The sequence below is a fragment of the Lysobacter korlensis genome, from assembly GCF_042434515.1.
The window spans coordinates 1,033,842-1,049,063 of record NZ_JBHLTG010000001.1 but is presented as its reverse complement, the minus strand read 5'-3'; the positions used below and the strand labels follow the sequence as shown (position 1 = coordinate 1,049,063).

Here is a 15,222-nt window from a genome sequence, read left to right as displayed (position 1 = left end):
TACGCCAGGGTTACGGGGTTGTCGGCTGGCGGGATACGGCCACCACCCAACCTCTAGCAAAATCACCCCGACCGCAGCTGCGCCAGCCTCGCCGCCAGCTTCTTCGGCGACACACCACCGCGAGCGCCAAGCTCCTGGGCGAATAGCGAAACGCGCAGTTCCTCCAGCTCCCAGCGCAGCGCCTGCCACTCGGGTTCGCCCCGCTCCTCGCCCGCTGTCGCAAGCGCGTCAGCGAACGGCTTGATCTCGAGCATGCGGGCCTGGTCGCGGGTGGGGTCGCGCAGGGCACGCTCGCCTCGCAGCGCCAGGGCCTTCAGATAGCGTGGATATTCGCGTAGCGCGTCGGCCGGCACATCGCGCAGGAAACCCGGGGGCGTGAGCGACGCAAGTTGTGCGCGCATGTCGTCGAGGTTCCCGCTGGCCCAGCCCATCAGCGGCGACTCCAGCTTTGCGCGCACCTCTGCCACGGCCGCGAGAATCGCCTCGGCCTGCCTCAGGCGCTCCATCGCTTCGGAAAACAGCTGCTTGCCGATCGCGTCGCGTCGCTCGGCAAACGCGGCCGCATCACGGATATCCCCCAGGCCCTCGGCAGCCAGCGCTTCGAACGCACCCTCGACGAGGTCAGCGCGAAGCCGATCGCCATCCTTGAGCCCGGCATGCCGCGGCGACGCCGATTCGATCGCCGCGTAGAGCAGCCCGGTCTTCGGCGATACCGGCAGCTGCTTACGCGCCTGACGGAACCGATCGGCCAGCGCGAGTTCCAGCAGGCGCCGCACACCCTTCGGATGGGCGCGCTGCGCTTCTTCGCGGTCGGCATGCACGCGCAACGAAACGCTGTCGCTGTCGTCGTGCAGCGCCGGGTAAGCGGGAACGCCCCCTGCCCCCGGTACCGAGAGCGGAATCGGCGTGTCGGGAAACGACGTCAGGCCGCCGCGCGCCATACCATCCGCGGCCTTCGCTGCGAACGCATCGGCCGCGCGCGCACCGAAGCGGGCACGCAGCTCATCGAGATCGCGCGACTCCGCGAGCACGGTTCGGCCATCGCGATCGAACAGCCGCAGGTTCATGCGCAGGTGCGGCTCGAGCGCGGTCTCGTCGAAGTCAGTGCCCATGACCGCAACGCCCGTCAGCCGCTGCAGGAATCGCGCAAGCGTTCCAGCGAATGCATCGGGCTCGGCACCCCTGTGCGCTTCCGCGAACGCCTTCGCAAAGTCGGGCGCCGGCACGAAGTTGCGTCGCTGCGTCTTCGGCAGCGACTTGATCAGCGCCGCCGCCTTGTCGACCACGAAGCCCGGCGCAAGCCACGACAGCCGCGGGGCGTCGAGCGCGTTGAGCAGGTGCAGCGGCACGCCCACCGTCATGCCGTCATCCAGCGCCCCCGGATCGAAGCGGTACGTCACCGGCAAGCGCACGTCGCCAAGCGCGAGGAACGGCGGGAAGCGCGCCGCCTCGGTCTGGTCGGTGACGAGCAGTTCATCGAGCGACCACTCGAGCGCGGCCTTCTCCTTCGCACCCAGCTTGCCGTACCAATGGTCCAGCGCCTGCGCGTTGTGCACGTGCGCCGGCAGCCGGTCGAAGTACCAACGCGCCTGCCAGTCCTCGTCGACCACGAGTCCTGCGCGCCGCTGCTTGGCTTCCTCTTCCTTGGCTTTTTCGAGCGTGGCGAGGTTGCGTGCGAGGAACGGGCTTCGCGTGTTGATCTCGCCCGTGACCAGCGCATCGCGCACGAAGATTTCGCGGCTTTCCTCGGGAAACAGTGCGCCGTAATGGATCGGCCGCTTCGGTGCGAGCACCAGGCCGAAGAGCCCGATCTGCTCGCTGCCGAGCACCCGCCCCTGCGCGCGCGACCAGCGCGGGTCGAACTGCCGCCGCGAGAGCAGATGCGGCAACTCCTCGATCACCCACTGCGGCTCGATCGCGGCGTTCGTCAGCGACCACACGCGCTCAGTGTCGAGCAGCGTTGCCGACAGCACCCACGGCGGCGGCTTGCGCGACAGCGGCGAGCCCGGGAACAGCTGGAACTTGCGCCCACGGGGGCCGTCGTATTGCGCGGCACCCGGCCGACCTTCGGCTTTGGCCGGCGGCTTACCGTCGCCCCGCTGCGCGCGCTGCCCAATCTGCGTAGGCAGGCCTGAGATCAGTGCCCGGTGCAGAAAGGTGTAGCGCGCGAGTTCTTCGGCCGCGTTGTCGGGTGGCGCCTGGAGGGTCGGCACAGCCTTCGCGTCGCCCTGTTTGCCTGCGCGCGTCTTCGTGGCCCCGGGCGTAGTGACCGGCAGTTCGCTCGCACGGTCCCGCGCCCAGCCCAGCTCTTCGGTCATGAGCTTGAGCTGGCGGTGCAGCTCGCGCCACTCGCGCATGCGCATGAAGCCGAGGAAATTGCGCTCGCACCAATCGCGCAGCTTCGACTGCGTCAGGTCACCGTGCGCGGCCTGGTACGCATCCCATAGCTTGAGGATGCCGACGAATTCCGAGCGCGGGTCGGCGAACTGTGCATGCGCGGCATCGGCCGCGCCGCGTTGGTCCGCCGGTCGTTCGCGCGGGTCCTGGATGCCGAGGAACGAGGCAATCGCCAGCATCTCGCGCAGGCAGCCGTGGCCGTTGGCGGCTACGAGCATGCGCGAGAGCTTCACGTCCACCGGCAGCTTCGCCATCGTACGGCCGATCGCGGTGAGCTTTCGCTGCTCGTCGATCGCACCGAGCTCGGCCAGCTGCTGCCAGCCGTCGGCAATCGCGCGCGGATCAGGCGGCTCGAGAAACGGGAAGTCCTCGATCCTGCCCAGCCCGAGCGAGAGCATGCGCAGGATGACGCCGGCCAGTGCAGCACGACGGATTTCCGGATCCGTGTATTGCGGACGCGATTCGAAATCGGCCTCCGAATACAGGCGGACGCAGGTGCCTTCGGACACGCGGCCGCAGCGGCCTTTGCGCTGGTCTGCGCTGGCCTGGCTGACCGGCTCGATATGCAGCCGGTCGAGCTTGCCCCGCGGGCTGTAACGCTTGACGCGCGCCAGGCCCGGATCGACCACGTAGCGGATGCGCGGCACCGTGAGCGAGGTTTCCGCGACGTTCGTCGCCAGCACGATGCGCCGCTTCGGCCCCGGGTTGAACACGCGGTCCTGATCGCGCACCGAAAGCCGCGCGTACAGCGGCAGCACTTCGGTCTCGCGATATTTGCGCCGCTCCAACGCCTGGTGCGCATCGCGGATCTCGCGCTCGCCCGGCAGGAAGATCAGCACGTCGCCACGCGGATCCTCGCGCGTGATCTCGTCGCAGGCCGCCACGATGCCGTCGTTGACGCTCATCACGTCGGCTTCGTGCTCGGGCCGCCCGCGTCGCGGCTTGCCCGGTGTTGGCGTCGCGGCTTCGCCCGCATCATCGAGTGGCCGGTAGCGCACCGACACCGGGTAACCGCGTCCTTCGACGTTGACCACCGGCGCGTCGGTGAAATGCGCAGCGAAACGCGCCGTGTCGATCGTCGCGGAGGTGACGATGATCTTGAGGTCGCGACGCTTGACGAGCAGCTGCTTGAGGTAGCCGAGCAGGAAATCGATGTTGAGGCTGCGCTCGTGCGCCTCGTCGATGACGATCGTGTCGTAGCGCGACAGCCAGCGGTCGGTCTGGATCTCGGCGAGCAGGATGCCGTCTGTCATGAACTTGACCGCGGTCTGCTCACCGACGTTGTCGCTGAAGCGCACCTGGTAGCCCACCACACCGCCGAGCTGCGTGCCCAACTCGTCCGCGACGCGCTTGGCCACCGCACGCGCGGCAATCCGGCGCGGCTGCGTGCAGCCGATCATGCCGGCCGCACCTCGCCCTGCCGCAAGGCAGAGCTTGGGCAGCTGCGTGGTCTTGCCCGATCCGGTTTCGCCTGCGATCACCACAACCGGGTGTTCACGAACCAGCGCGACAATGCGCTCGGCTTCGGCCGCGATCGGCAACGACGCATCGACCGGCGCGTTCGGCAAAGCTGCCGCACGCGCTTCGCGCTGCGCGGCCGATGCGGACAGCAGTTGCTCGAACGCTTCGCGGCGCGAGGCATCGCCGGGCGCCTGTTGCCAGCGCGTCAGCAGGCCATGCAGGCGACCACGGTCGCGGCTGAGCGCCCGGTCGATATCGACGCGCGCACGTTGCAACAGGCCTGTGATGTCCGACTCGATAGACTTCATGGATCGCTTCAAAAGCTACGTTTGATTTCACAGCCGCATCCCTGCGGCCTATTGTCACGGCATACCACGGGAGAAACGTTATGCAGAACGGAACCGAAACCCGCCAGAGCGAGAACGGCAACGGTAACCGCGCGTTCGGCGCGACCATGGCCGCCGGTGCCCCGAGCGTCAACATCGGGATCGAGGAGGCCGACCGCAAGGCGATAGCCGAAGCGCTTTCCCGCTACCTCGCCGACAGCTACACGCTTTACCTGAAGACCCACAACTTCCACTGGAACATCACCGGCCCGATGTTCAACACGCTGCATGTGATGTTCGAAACGCAGTACACCGAGCAGTGGGGTGCGCTGGACGACCTCGCCGAGCGCATCCGGGCACTGGGCTTCAATGCACCGGGCTCGTACGCGGAATTCATGCGCCTGAGCTCGCTGCCGGAAGAGCCGGGCCTGACCGAAACCGCCGACTGGCGCGAGATGGTGCGCCAGCTGACGGTCGGCAACGAGGCCGTGTGCCGCAGCGCGCGCCAGGTGCTCGCGATTGCATCCCCGGCCGGCGACGACCCGACCGTCGGCCTGCTCGGCGAGCGCCTGCAGGTGCATGAAAAGAACGCCTGGATGCTGCGCTCGCTGCTGCAGTAATCCGATCTGCCACCGCGTGCCGTCGAACGGCGGCGCGCGGTCCGGGCTCCTCGACATCAGCGCGTCGGCCTCAGCGCAGCCCGTCGCGCTCCATCAGTAAAGCCTCCCATTCTGCCGCGGCGCCGTTCGCCTCGGCTTTACGCTGCCTGACCCACGGCATTTCCTGACGCGACATCCGGGCGCATCCGGCGCCGCCCGCGCGGACCCGCTTGGTACCCTAGGCGCATGTCCGATACCGCGCTTGCCCTGCTCCACCGCATCTTTGGCCACACCGCGTTCCGGGGCGAGCAGCAACAGATCGTCGAGCACGTCGCCGGTGGCGGCGATGCGATGGTCCTGATGCCGACCGGCGGCGGCAAGTCGCTGTGCTACCAGCTGCCCGCGCTGCTGCGCGACGGCTGCGGCATCGTGGTTTCGCCGCTGATCGCGCTGATGCAGAACCAGGTCGAAGCGCTACGCCAGCTCGGTGTGCGCGCCGCCTGCCTGAACTCGACGCTCGACGCCGAAGCCGCCGGCGCGGTCGAGCGTGACCTGCTCTCGGGCGAGCTCGACCTGCTGTACGTCTCACCCGAACGCCTGCTCACCCAGCGCTGCCTCAACCTGCTCGACCGCGCGCGCATTGGACTGTTCGCGATTGACGAAGCGCACTGCGTTTCGCAGTGGGGACACGACTTCCGCCCTGAGTACCGCCAGCTGACCGTGCTGCACGAGCGCTGGCCCGAGGTGCCTCGCATCGCGCTGACCGCGACCGCGGACACGCCGACCCGGCGCGAAATCGTCGAGCGGCTCGCGCTCGAAGACGCGCACCAGTTCGTGAGCTCGTTCGACCGCCCGAACATCCGCTATCGGATCGTGCACAAGGACGGCGGCGGCACGCGCCAGTTGCTGGATTTCATCCGCGACCATCGCGGCGAGAGCGGCATCGTCTATGCGTTCTCCCGCAAGCGCGTGGATACCGTCGCCGACCAGCTGCAGACCGCCGGCATCAAGGCACTGCCGTACCACGCCGGCATGGGCGCCGAACCGCGCGCAGAGAACCAGCGCCGCTTCCTGCAGGAAGACGGCGTCGTCATGGTCGCGACGATCGCGTTCGGCATGGGCATCGACAAGCCGGACGTTCGCTTCGTCGCGCATGTCGACCTGCCCAAGTCGATCGAAGGCTATTACCAGGAGACAGGTCGCGCTGGGCGCGACGGCGAGCCAGCCGAGGCCTGGCTCAGCTATGGGCTCGGCGATGTCGTGAGCATGCGCCAGCTGATCCAACTGGGCGAAGCGAACGACGAGCGCAAGCAGCTCGAGCTGCGCAAGCTAGATGCACTGCTCGGCTACTGCGAGACCGTGCAATGCCGGCGCCAGGCGTTGCTGGGCTGGTTTGGTGAGCCGCACGGCGGCGCGTGCGGCAACTGCGACAACTGCCTCAACCCGCCGCACAGCTGGGACGGCACGCAGGCCGCGCGCAAGGCGCTGTCGTGCGTGTATCGCACCGGCCAGCGGTTCGGCGCTGCTCATGTGATCGATGTGCTGCGCGGAGAGCCCACCGACAAGGTGCGGCAGTACCGTCACGACGAACTCAGCACCTGGGCGATCGGCAGCGATCTCGACGATCGCGCATGGCGCGGCGTGTTTCGCCAGCTCGTAGCGGCCGGCCTTCTCGAAGCGGATGTCGAACGCCACGGTGCGCTACGACTGACTGCCGAGAGTGGCCCGGTGCTGCGCGGCGAGCGCACCTTGCGGCTGCGCAGCGAAGCGCCGCAGCCGGCCCGGCGTCGGCGCGACCGCGGCCGCGGTGTCGACAGCGCCGGCCTCGACCTCGCGCCCGAATCGCTGCTGCGCTTCACCGCGCTTCGCGAATGGCGTGCGGAGACGGCGCGCGAGCAGAACGTGCCTGCATACGTGATCTTCCACGACAGCACGTTGCGCGCGATCGCCGAGGCGGCACCCGAAGACCTCGACGAACTATCGCGCGTTCCGGGCATCGGTAGCACCAAGCTCGACCGCTATGGCGAAGCAGTTCTGGAACGACTTGCCGATGTGGCCTGACCGGCGAGCGGTTGTGCGTTAGGGTAGGCGGGACCGCTTCTTCATCACCGCAAATCTCGGTGCCTTGCAAGTGCCCTGAATAGGGGCCGGAAGCTCATCCGTAAAGGCCAATCTGCGGAAAGCGGAATGCGGTCACAGTTCATATCGCGCTCGAGGCGCGGTTTGACGAGAAAGCTGAACAGCTTTTCGTTCCAACCTACTGATTGCTCACACTAGAATCATCGTTTACCGGGCTCACTCACGGGACTGCGCGCAATGACCGACCACGGGCAGGGGAATCCAGCCACTCATCGTCCACGTCGACGGATCACGCGCCTCGCTACGGCCGCGTTCCTGATGACGCTGACACTCGGCTCGGGCGCCCAGACATCGGAGCTGCGATGGGACACTACCGCGGCCGCGGCGTCCACGACGGCGACGTCGGTTGCTGCTGCGCGCGTGCCGGCAGGTCCGCCGCTGCCCGCTGAATTCGACATCGCGAAGTTCGAGTCGATGGCGCAGCAGCTTGTTGCGGACCAGACGATTCCCGGACTGGCGCTCGCGATCGTCCACAACGGGCGCGTGCTCAGCGCGCGCGGTTATGGCATCACGGACGTCAAGGCGGCCGAACCGGTCGATGGCCATACCGTGTTCCGCCTGGCGTCGCTGTCGAAGGGCTTTGCCGGCACGATGGCCGGCCTGCTCGTCAACGACGGCACACTGCGTTGGGACAGCAAGCTCACGCAGTACATGCCGAACTTCGCGCTGCGCGATCCGTCGGCTGCACAACGGATCACCGTCGCCGACGTGCTCAGCCACCGCGTCGGCCTGAGCCGCAACGCGTACGACCGTGATCTCGAAGCCTACGTCGACTACCGGACGCTGACGCAGAAGCTCGCGAATGCGCCGCTGCAGTGCCAGCCGGGCACCTGCTACGCCTACCAGAACGTCGCTTTCAGCCTGATCGGCGATGTCGTGTTCGGCGCCACCGGCACGTTCTACAACGAAGCCGTGCAACGCCGCCTGCTGAAACCTCTGGGCATGAACGACGCGAGCCTCGGCCTGGAAGGCATCCAGTCGAGCCCGCGCTGGGCGCGCCCGCATGTGCGCGGCCGCAGTGGCTGGGTATCTGTTACGCCGAAGCCGACGTATTACGAAGTCGCGCCCGCCGCCGGCGTCAACGCCAGCGCGAGCGATATGGCGCAGTGGCTGCTCGCGCAGACCGGCCATCGGCCCGACGTGCTGCCGGCGCCGTTGCTGGCGACGCTGCACCGCCCGCTGGTCGAGACGCCCAGCGAAACGCAGGGTTCGGCTTGGCGACGCGCGCGGGTGTCGTCGGCTGGCTACGGCCTGGGCTGGCGCGTTTACGACTACGCCGGCCATGAGCTTGTGTTCCATGGCGGCGCCGTGCAGGGCTACCGCGGCGTGATCGCGATGCTGCCGGGCCGCGACCTCGGCATCGCGATGATGTGGAACAGCGACAGCTCGCTGCCCACGGGGATGCTGCCGACGATGCTCGACCGCGCACTCGGGCTGCCGGAGCAGCGCTGGATGAACTTCGAGTTCGACGAACCGACGATCTACGCCGACGCGACGCCGACGGCGCCCACACCGGCGCAGAACGCAGGCGGCAGCGCGGCGAAGGCGACGGCAGCACCGCTCTGATCCAAGCTTGAACTGCTGACGACGAAACGGCCCGCCATCGTGCGGGCCGTTTCCGTTTGGGAGGCCGCATCATTCCGCTCGGTTGGCGCACGATCGCCGGGCCGGGTGACCGCCTGGGGCAGTACGCCATTTCCGGCGCTGCGGCGCCCGCGGTGTCGCCATCCGCGGAGCTCGGGCGACGCGCACTCCTGCTAGTGGGTAGCGCTCGAGGCGCAGCGCGCGCGTAAGGCCGCAGAGTACGCCGCGCCATCGGCAGCACGCCGCTGACCTCTACCGATCAGCGAGCACGACGACGCAGCCGGGTGCACGTATCCGGAGCCCGCGGTGCACCCAGCATTGCGGCCAACAGCGCTGCTCGCTTTTGTCTAACCTTGGCGACCGAGTAACGGGCAGCGCTGCGCCTCAGCCGCTCAGGTAGCCGCAGCGCCCGTGCCCAAGCGCCGGTCGGCGCCGCCATGCGAGCGGCCCGCCGCCCCTGCGCCGTCCATCCGCGGAGCGGTGATCGAGAGCGCGACAAATAAAAAACTCCCTCCCCGCCTGGGCTGCGGGAAGGGAGTCGGATGAAACTGATCCGAGCTCGGAGGGGCTATCAGATCATCGGTGCCGGGGTCGCCGGCATCGCGGCGGGAGCCGCTGCGGCGTTCTTCTTCGAAGCGCGACGCGTGGTCTTCTTCGTGGCCGAGTCGGACGACTTGCGCGCGACCTTGCTTGCCGACTTCGCGCCGCGGCCGCCCGAGGTCTTCTTGGCAGCAGCCTTCTTGCCGGCGGTCTTCTTGGTCGCAGCCTTCTTGGTGGCGGTCTTCTTGCCTACGCTCTTCTTGCTAGCGACTTTCTTGCCGGCCGCCTTCTTGCCTGCGGTCTTCTTGGTAGCGGTCTTCTTGGTAGCGGCCTTCTTGCCGGCGGTCTTCTTGCCGACCGACTTCTTCGCAGCGACCTTCTTGCCGGCCGTCTTGCGGGTAGCGGTCTTCTTGCTTGCGGACTTCTTCGCGACCTTGTTACCGGTCGACTTCTTCGTGGCCTTCTTCGCGGCGGTCTTGCCCGCGGTCTTCTTCGTGGCCTTCTTCGCGGCGGTCTTCTTCGCTACAGCCTTCTTGCCTGCGGTCTTCTTGGTCGCGGCTTTCTTGGCAGCGGGTTTCTTCTTGGCAGCTTTTTTCGTGGCCATGGTCTGGCTCCTGGTCAGTGGTCAATCGGGTACGGCCCAGTACGAACAGTGCCGCGGGTGATTCCCGCGACCAACCGCCGACGCAATCGGGCGTCGGAACGGATCCGGCATTGCTCCGCCATCAAGGCGGAAGCGGCGTCGACGCAATACGCGCCGCGCGTAAAAGCGATTACCCCTGTCGGCCTGCCAGGCATCCGACTCGACCAGACAGGTCAACGTGGATCTGCGGGCTCGCAAGTCGCGTGCTGCAGCTTGCGATTCGAGAGGGGACAGTGACCCGACGCCGCAGGTCGAGTATGTGCGGGCGAAGCTGGGTGACGTGCAACGCGTTGTCGCGATGGCTTTGCTCACTCGCATCTGTGCAGTAATGCTGCTGCGCGAAACCTAATCACGGTTTTTTTTTGTGTCAACAAGTGTCCGCAACGTTTTTTTCTGCGTGCACCCGAGCGCATGTCGGCAGAACCGATCGAAGCCGACGTCATGCGATCGATCGCACACTGGGTTTGTTGTTGAAGGCGTCTGAGAAGAACGACTGAAACCCTTGTTACACAAGGCTTTCGTTGCACTGCACCTAACGCCGTCGACATTCGTGCGCGTGCATTGAAGCGACGCGGCGTCGTCGCAACAACGACGCCGTTGTCACGCAATCGCCTTTGCCGACGCGCACCTCAAGTCGTGCGCGTTTCGCGCCGCAACACATCGAAGTGCGCGAACTTTTTCAAGCGCGTGACGTGTCAGCACGCGCGTCGACGACATCGTGCACCGCGTGCGCTTCGACACAGGCTTCACGACAGCACCACCTGACGCTCACGTCGACGCACTCCGGCACCGCATCTTCGAGTGCGTTTCAATGCCGGCGCTCGACGGGTCGCATGTGTTCGAAGCGAATGATGCGTGAGTGCCGCGGACGTCTCGTAGCTCACGCGTGCGACAGCGGATGTGCTCCTGTTGCCCTGCTCGCTCGACTCGCGCGCCGTGGCAGATGCGCAATGACCATGCGGCGCGTCGTGCGTGGTCGCGACCGGTTCGCGCCGTCCACACCGCCGAACGCTCAAGCGCCCGCACCCGGCCTAAACGATCACGCAAAAGAAAAGGCCACCGGGACTTCCATCCCGATGGCCTTCGATACCGCGAACGACGGCGATCAGTGGTCGTCGTTCTCGAGCAGCTCGGCGTACTCGTCTGGGCCCAACAGCTCGTTGAGCTGCTCGGCGTCGTCGATGTCGACGGTGAAGATCCAGCCTTCGCCGTAGGCGTCTTCGTTGATCGTCTCCGGCTTGTCGCCGAGCGCGGCGTTGACCGCGGTGACCGTGCCGGTGACCGGCGCGTAGACGTCGGAGGCGGCCTTGACCGACTCGACCACGGCGCATGCATTGCCGGCTTCGACGCGGTCGCCCACGTTCGGCAACTCGACATAGACGAGGTCGCCGAGCAGGCCCTGGGCGTGGTCGGAGATGCCGACCGTCACCTTGCCTTCGCCTTCTAGGCGCGCCCACTCGTGTGACTTCAGGAACTTCAGGTCGCCGGGGATCTCACTCATGGGGGCACTCCGGTACAGCCGGTGGATGGGGGGTCGATAGTGTAACCAAGCAGCAGCGCGACGCATGGTGCCGCGCTGCCGGTGATGCATCAGGCAAGCACGCCGTCCTGCGGCTGGCCTTCGCGAACGAACGGGAACTTCACCACGCGCACAGGCACTTCGCGTCCACGGATGTCGACGCGCACGTTTGCGTCGGCGCCGGTTGCGAGCTGACCGGCCGGCACGCGCGCGAACGCGATCGCCTTGCCGAGCGTGGGCGAGAACGTCCCCGAGAGAACCTCGCCCTCGCCGTGTGGCGTCAGCACTTTCTGGCCGTGGCGCAGCACGCCCTTTTCATCCATGACCAGGCCAATCATCTGGCGCGGTGCGCCGTCGCGCTTTTGCTGCTCGAGCACTTCGCGACCGATGAAGTCGCGTCCTTCGTCGAGCGAGACGGTCCAGCCGAGCGCGGCCTCGTAGGGCGACACGGTTTCGTCCATGTCCTGTCCGTAGAGGTTCATGCCGGCTTCCAGGCGCAGCGTGTCGCGCGCGCCGAGGCCGGCCGGTTTGACGCCTGCCTCGTGGAGCGCATGCCAGAGCGCCGCGGCGCCGCCGGCAGGCACGACGATCTCGAAGCCGTCCTCTCCCGTGTAACCGGTGCGCGCGACGAACAGCGGCGTGCCGTCCGAGTACTGCGCGTCGGCCGCGGCGAACCGCCCGAGCTTACCGATGCGCACGCGGTCTTCCTCGCGCAGCAGACCGATGACCTTCTCGCGCGCGTTGGGACCCTGCACCGCGATGATCGCGAACTCGGGCCGCTCGGTAACCTCGACGCCGAACTCGAGCGCCTGCTTCTCGATCCACTCCAGATCCTTCTCGCGCGTGGACGCGTTGACGACGAGGCGGAACAGATCGTCGGCGAGGAAGTACACGATCAGGTCGTCGATCACACCGCCGCGCTCGTTGAGCATGGTGGTGTACAGCGCCTTGCCCGGCAGCTTGAGCTTGTCGACCGAGTTCGCAACCAGGCGGCGCAGGAACTCGCGTACGCGCTCGCCGCTGAGGTCGACCACGGTCATGTGGCTGACGTCGAACATTCCGGCGTCGCGACGCACCTGGTGGTGCTCTTCGATCTGCGAGCCGTAGTTGATCGGCATGTCCCAGCCGCCGAAGTCGACCATGCGGGCGCCGAGCGCGCGATGGGCATCGTTGAGGATCGTCTTCTGGGTCATGTCGGCCCGCCTGGAGAATGAGGCGCGCATTATTCCAGATGGCCTTGACTGCGCGTGATTGCGCGAGCCGGCGATTCGCACGGCTGGCGGCATGAGCGGCAGTGGCTGGCCGGCTGCGTCACCCGGCGCGAATGGCGGCCGCTCGATAGATGCCCCCGAGGCCGGCAGTCTTCCACTGGCCGCACTCGTTGGCGAACGCGAGGCCGACCAGCGACGCATACGCGGGCGTTGCACCGATGCGGGTGCGGCAGTGGCGACGCAACGATGTCGAAGAGGGGCACTACCGGTTCGATTGGCTGACCTGCACGCTCGTGTGGCGAAGGCTCGAGGCGTCTGCGGCGAGGGCGCAAGCGTCCTCCCCGATGCCGTTTCGTCGAGCCCGGAAGTGTCGGAGGAGTTTTTCATGGAGGCGGCACACAGCTGGCTGGCTGCAGCGGAGCCCGGCCGACGAGGGTGTCGTGCGCGCATACGCTGGAACCGACAGCACACTGTCGTTGCATGGCGGAAGACGAAGAGGGCGAGACGCGTGCTGCGAACGCTCTCGCCGTCCGATGTGACGCAGCTGCAGCGTTGGGTTTTTGAGGGTGGAGCGGCGGCTCGGATCGCGGTGCCAATTTCGCCGCGCTCGGCGGACGCACAGCGCGACGGCGCTCATGCAACGCGCCCGGGGCCCATGGTCAGAGTTCGGTTGGCAGCCGTCACCTGTGCGAAGCGCTGGACCCCGTCAGCTGGTCAGCCCGCGAGGCGCAGGAGGCGCACGATAAATGATGGCCGTCTTATATGAGGCCAACGCAGAACTGGACGGCGGCCCGTCAGTCGAAGCCCTACCTCGGGTGCGCTGTGTGTCTGCCGTTGCCGGGAGCTCCCCCGCTCTACCGGTTCCCGCCGCACTGAGTGCTTCCTCGGCAGCTCCGTCCGTCCGCCGCCGCCTCACAGCGGCGGACGGAATCGCTTACTTCGTAAGAATCAGTTTGTCGTTACGGGTGTGTCGCAGCCGGTACACCTCACCGGCGTGCTCGATCAGGATTTCGCGATGGCCGCGCAGCAATGCTTGGCTGTCAAAGCTGGCTGGACGCGACGCGACCGGCTCCGGCGCAGGACGGAGCGTCGTAGGACGCGGCTTGAGATGCAGGACTGCGGTCTGTGTCGTCATCGGGCAACCCCCGGTTGGGCAGCGTTTTGATGATAACCATTCTCATTTGACACACAAGCTCAACCCGCTCTCCGCGCAAGCAACTGCAAACACGTCGCCGCGGGCGCGCAGGGGCTCGCGGGGCGTGGTCGCCGCAGGACTTCGCGCGTCATTCCGTTAGCGGCTGGCCCTGCCCTTGCCGTCCGCGTCCGATCAGATGAGGACCATCGCCGGCCCCGCATGGCGTCGGTCGCACGCACTTGCACGGCCTCGCGTTACGATCGCCGGCCAAGTCCGGTGCGGAGTGCGGTTCGACATGCCTTATGCCATTGCGGCGTCCGCGCTTCGCTGGGCCGCGCCGACGTGCCGGGACGATGATGCACGCGGGCCGATGTACGGACAGGAGATCGCATGGCGCAGCGGGATATGAGTGTCGACCCGGCTGATCGCAGCGACGAGCGCCACGTTGACCCCAACCGCACGGACGAGGCCCGGCTGGTCGGTCGCACCCCGGTCGCCGACGCCATGTCGGCACTGCTTTCGCGCCCCGACGAGATCATGCTCGAGATCGGTGCGACCGGCGAACTGCTGGTCGCACGACTGCGTGCGGTGATCGCTGCGCTGCTGCTTCTGCTGCCACTCGCGAACGCGCTGGGCGGTGGAACCCTGCGCAGCACGCTGGTCGGACTGGCCGGTGCGGTGCTGATCAATCTGTTCGCTCAGATCTGGCTGCCGCTCGCGCGTCGCTCGCGCCGGTACCGCTGGCTGCCGTTCGCGACGTCCGCGTTCGACGTCACCGCCACCAGCGCGGTGCTCATCGTGCTCGCCTTCAATGACGTGCCGGCCGGGCTCAACAGCATGGTGGTCTGGTGCGGCTACCTGCTGGCGATCCTGCTCACGGCGCTGCGTGGCGACGGCCGCACGACGCTCGTCGCAGGCGCGCTCGCACTTGCGCAGTACGGGGCGCTCGCCGCATTTGCGCTGCTGACCACGGCGCCCGAGCAGCTGATCTCGAGCGAGCACGGGATTGTCACCTGGAGCACCCAGCTCCAGCGCCTGCTGCTGCTCGGTATGGGCACGCTGGTGACCGCGGTCATCGTCTACCGCATGCAGCGGCTGGTCGAGATGTCGGGTACCGATGGACTGACCCGGCTGCCGAACCGCACCTGGCTGCTGCACCGCATCCCCCGGCTACTGCGCGCCGCGCGGGAAGAAGGCGGCAGCCTGACGCTTGCGCTGATCAATCTGGACCACTTCAAGCGCGTCAACGACGAAGCCGGCCACCACGTCGGCGACCGCGTGCTGCGGCACGTGGTCAGTGTGCTGCGCGACAGCGCCGAGCCTGGCGAGTGGTTAGTGCGGCTTGGCGGCGAGGAGTTCGTGCTGGTGATGCGCAAGCCGATCGGCACGGCGTGGGAGCGCGTCGACGCGCTGCGTCGCCTGGTTGCGAGCCGGCCGTTCGAGGTCGACCGCGGCGCCGACTTCATCCGGGTGACGTTCAGCGCCGGGCTTGCGGGCTACCCGGCCGAAGGGCTGGACCTGTCGGCGCTGCTCGGCCGAGCCGACCAGCGCCTGCAGGAAGCCAAGCGCGAAGGCCGCAACCGGGTGATCGCACGGGATGGTTGAACACGCGCACGGCTTGCCGCTCCGGGCCCGCGTACTCTAGGCTCGACCGATTGACGGGCGGCT

8 protein-coding genes and 1 pseudogene are annotated in these 15,222 nt (G+C 67.3%); 4 read left to right on the top strand and 5 right to left on the bottom strand.

What is annotated here, in order from left to right:
- Positions 1–62: 62 nt before the first annotated feature.
- Positions 63–4,166, bottom strand: a complete 4,104-nt coding sequence (gene hrpA, locus ACFFGH_RS04680) for an ATP-dependent RNA helicase HrpA (protein ID WP_386665260.1) — start codon at positions 4,164–4,166, stop codon at positions 63–65.
- Between the two features lie 146 nt (positions 4,167–4,312).
- Between hrpA and ACFFGH_RS04675 the strand changes: the two genes are divergently transcribed.
- The 3 genes from ACFFGH_RS04675 to ACFFGH_RS04665 all read left to right on the top strand — a co-directional run bounded on the left by ACFFGH_RS04675 (position 4,313) and on the right by ACFFGH_RS04665 (position 8,488).
- Positions 4,313–4,804: a Dps family protein gene (locus tag ACFFGH_RS04675; protein WP_386667363.1), complete on the top strand. Its 492-nt coding sequence runs from the start codon at positions 4,313–4,315 to the stop codon at positions 4,802–4,804.
- Positions 4,805–5,029: 225 nt separating this feature from the next.
- On the top strand, positions 5,030–6,844 hold the full coding sequence (gene recQ / locus ACFFGH_RS04670) for a DNA helicase RecQ (RefSeq protein ID WP_386665259.1): 1,815 nt from the start codon (positions 5,030–5,032) through the stop codon (positions 6,842–6,844).
- Positions 6,845–7,180: 336 nt separating this feature from the next.
- Positions 7,181–8,488: a serine hydrolase domain-containing protein gene (locus ACFFGH_RS04665; protein WP_386665256.1), complete on the top strand. Its 1,308-nt coding sequence runs from the start codon at positions 7,181–7,183 to the stop codon at positions 8,486–8,488.
- Between the two features lie 778 nt (positions 8,489–9,266).
- On the opposite strand, the pseudogene ACFFGH_RS04660 reads toward ACFFGH_RS04665, so the two are convergent.
- The 4 genes and pseudogenes from ACFFGH_RS04660 to hemP all read right to left on the bottom strand — a co-directional run.
- Positions 9,267–9,650: pseudogene (locus ACFFGH_RS04660) on the bottom strand (histone H1-like repetitive region-containing protein); the annotation flags it as partial.
- 1,144 nt (positions 9,651–10,794) lie between these two features.
- Entirely contained in the window at positions 10,795–11,190 is a 396-nt protein-coding gene (gene gcvH, locus ACFFGH_RS04655) for a glycine cleavage system protein GcvH (RefSeq protein ID WP_386665253.1), read from the bottom strand.
- Between the two features lie 89 nt (positions 11,191–11,279).
- Positions 11,280–12,401: a glycine cleavage system aminomethyltransferase GcvT gene (gcvT, locus tag ACFFGH_RS04650; RefSeq protein ID WP_386665251.1), complete on the bottom strand. Its 1,122-nt coding sequence runs from the start codon at positions 12,399–12,401 to the stop codon at positions 11,280–11,282.
- A gap of 952 nt (positions 12,402–13,353) precedes the next feature.
- Positions 13,354–13,554 (bottom strand): hemin uptake protein HemP, encoded by a 201-nt coding sequence (gene hemP, locus ACFFGH_RS04645; protein WP_386665248.1) that lies wholly within the window; start codon positions 13,552–13,554, stop codon positions 13,354–13,356.
- A gap of 390 nt (positions 13,555–13,944) precedes the next feature.
- On the opposite strand from hemP, the gene ACFFGH_RS04640 reads away from it, so the two are divergent.
- Positions 13,945–15,159: a GGDEF domain-containing protein gene (locus ACFFGH_RS04640; protein ID WP_386665245.1), complete on the top strand. Its 1,215-nt coding sequence runs from the start codon at positions 13,945–13,947 to the stop codon at positions 15,157–15,159.
- The last annotated feature ends 63 nt before the right edge of the window (positions 15,160–15,222 follow it).

Coding starts and splice junctions, on each gene's coding strand:
- gcvH (WP_386665253.1), bottom strand. CDS start 11,190: ATGAGTGAGATCCCCGGCGACCTGAAGTTCCTGAAGTCACACGAGTGG.
- ACFFGH_RS04675 (WP_386667363.1), top strand. CDS start 4,313: ATGGCCGCCGGTGCCCCGAGCGTCAACATCGGGATCGAGGAGGCCGAC.
- ACFFGH_RS04640 (WP_386665245.1), top strand. CDS start 13,945: ATGGCGCAGCGGGATATGAGTGTCGACCCGGCTGATCGCAGCGACGAG.
- ACFFGH_RS04665 (WP_386665256.1), top strand. CDS start 7,181: ATGACGCTGACACTCGGCTCGGGCGCCCAGACATCGGAGCTGCGATGG.
- hemP (WP_386665248.1), bottom strand. CDS start 13,554: ATGACGACACAGACCGCAGTCCTGCATCTCAAGCCGCGTCCTACGACG.
- hrpA (WP_386665260.1), bottom strand. CDS start 4,166: ATGAAGTCTATCGAGTCGGACATCACAGGCCTGTTGCAACGTGCGCGC.
- gcvT (WP_386665251.1), bottom strand. CDS start 12,401: ATGACCCAGAAGACGATCCTCAACGATGCCCATCGCGCGCTCGGCGCC.
- recQ (WP_386665259.1), top strand. CDS start 5,030: ATGTCCGATACCGCGCTTGCCCTGCTCCACCGCATCTTTGGCCACACC.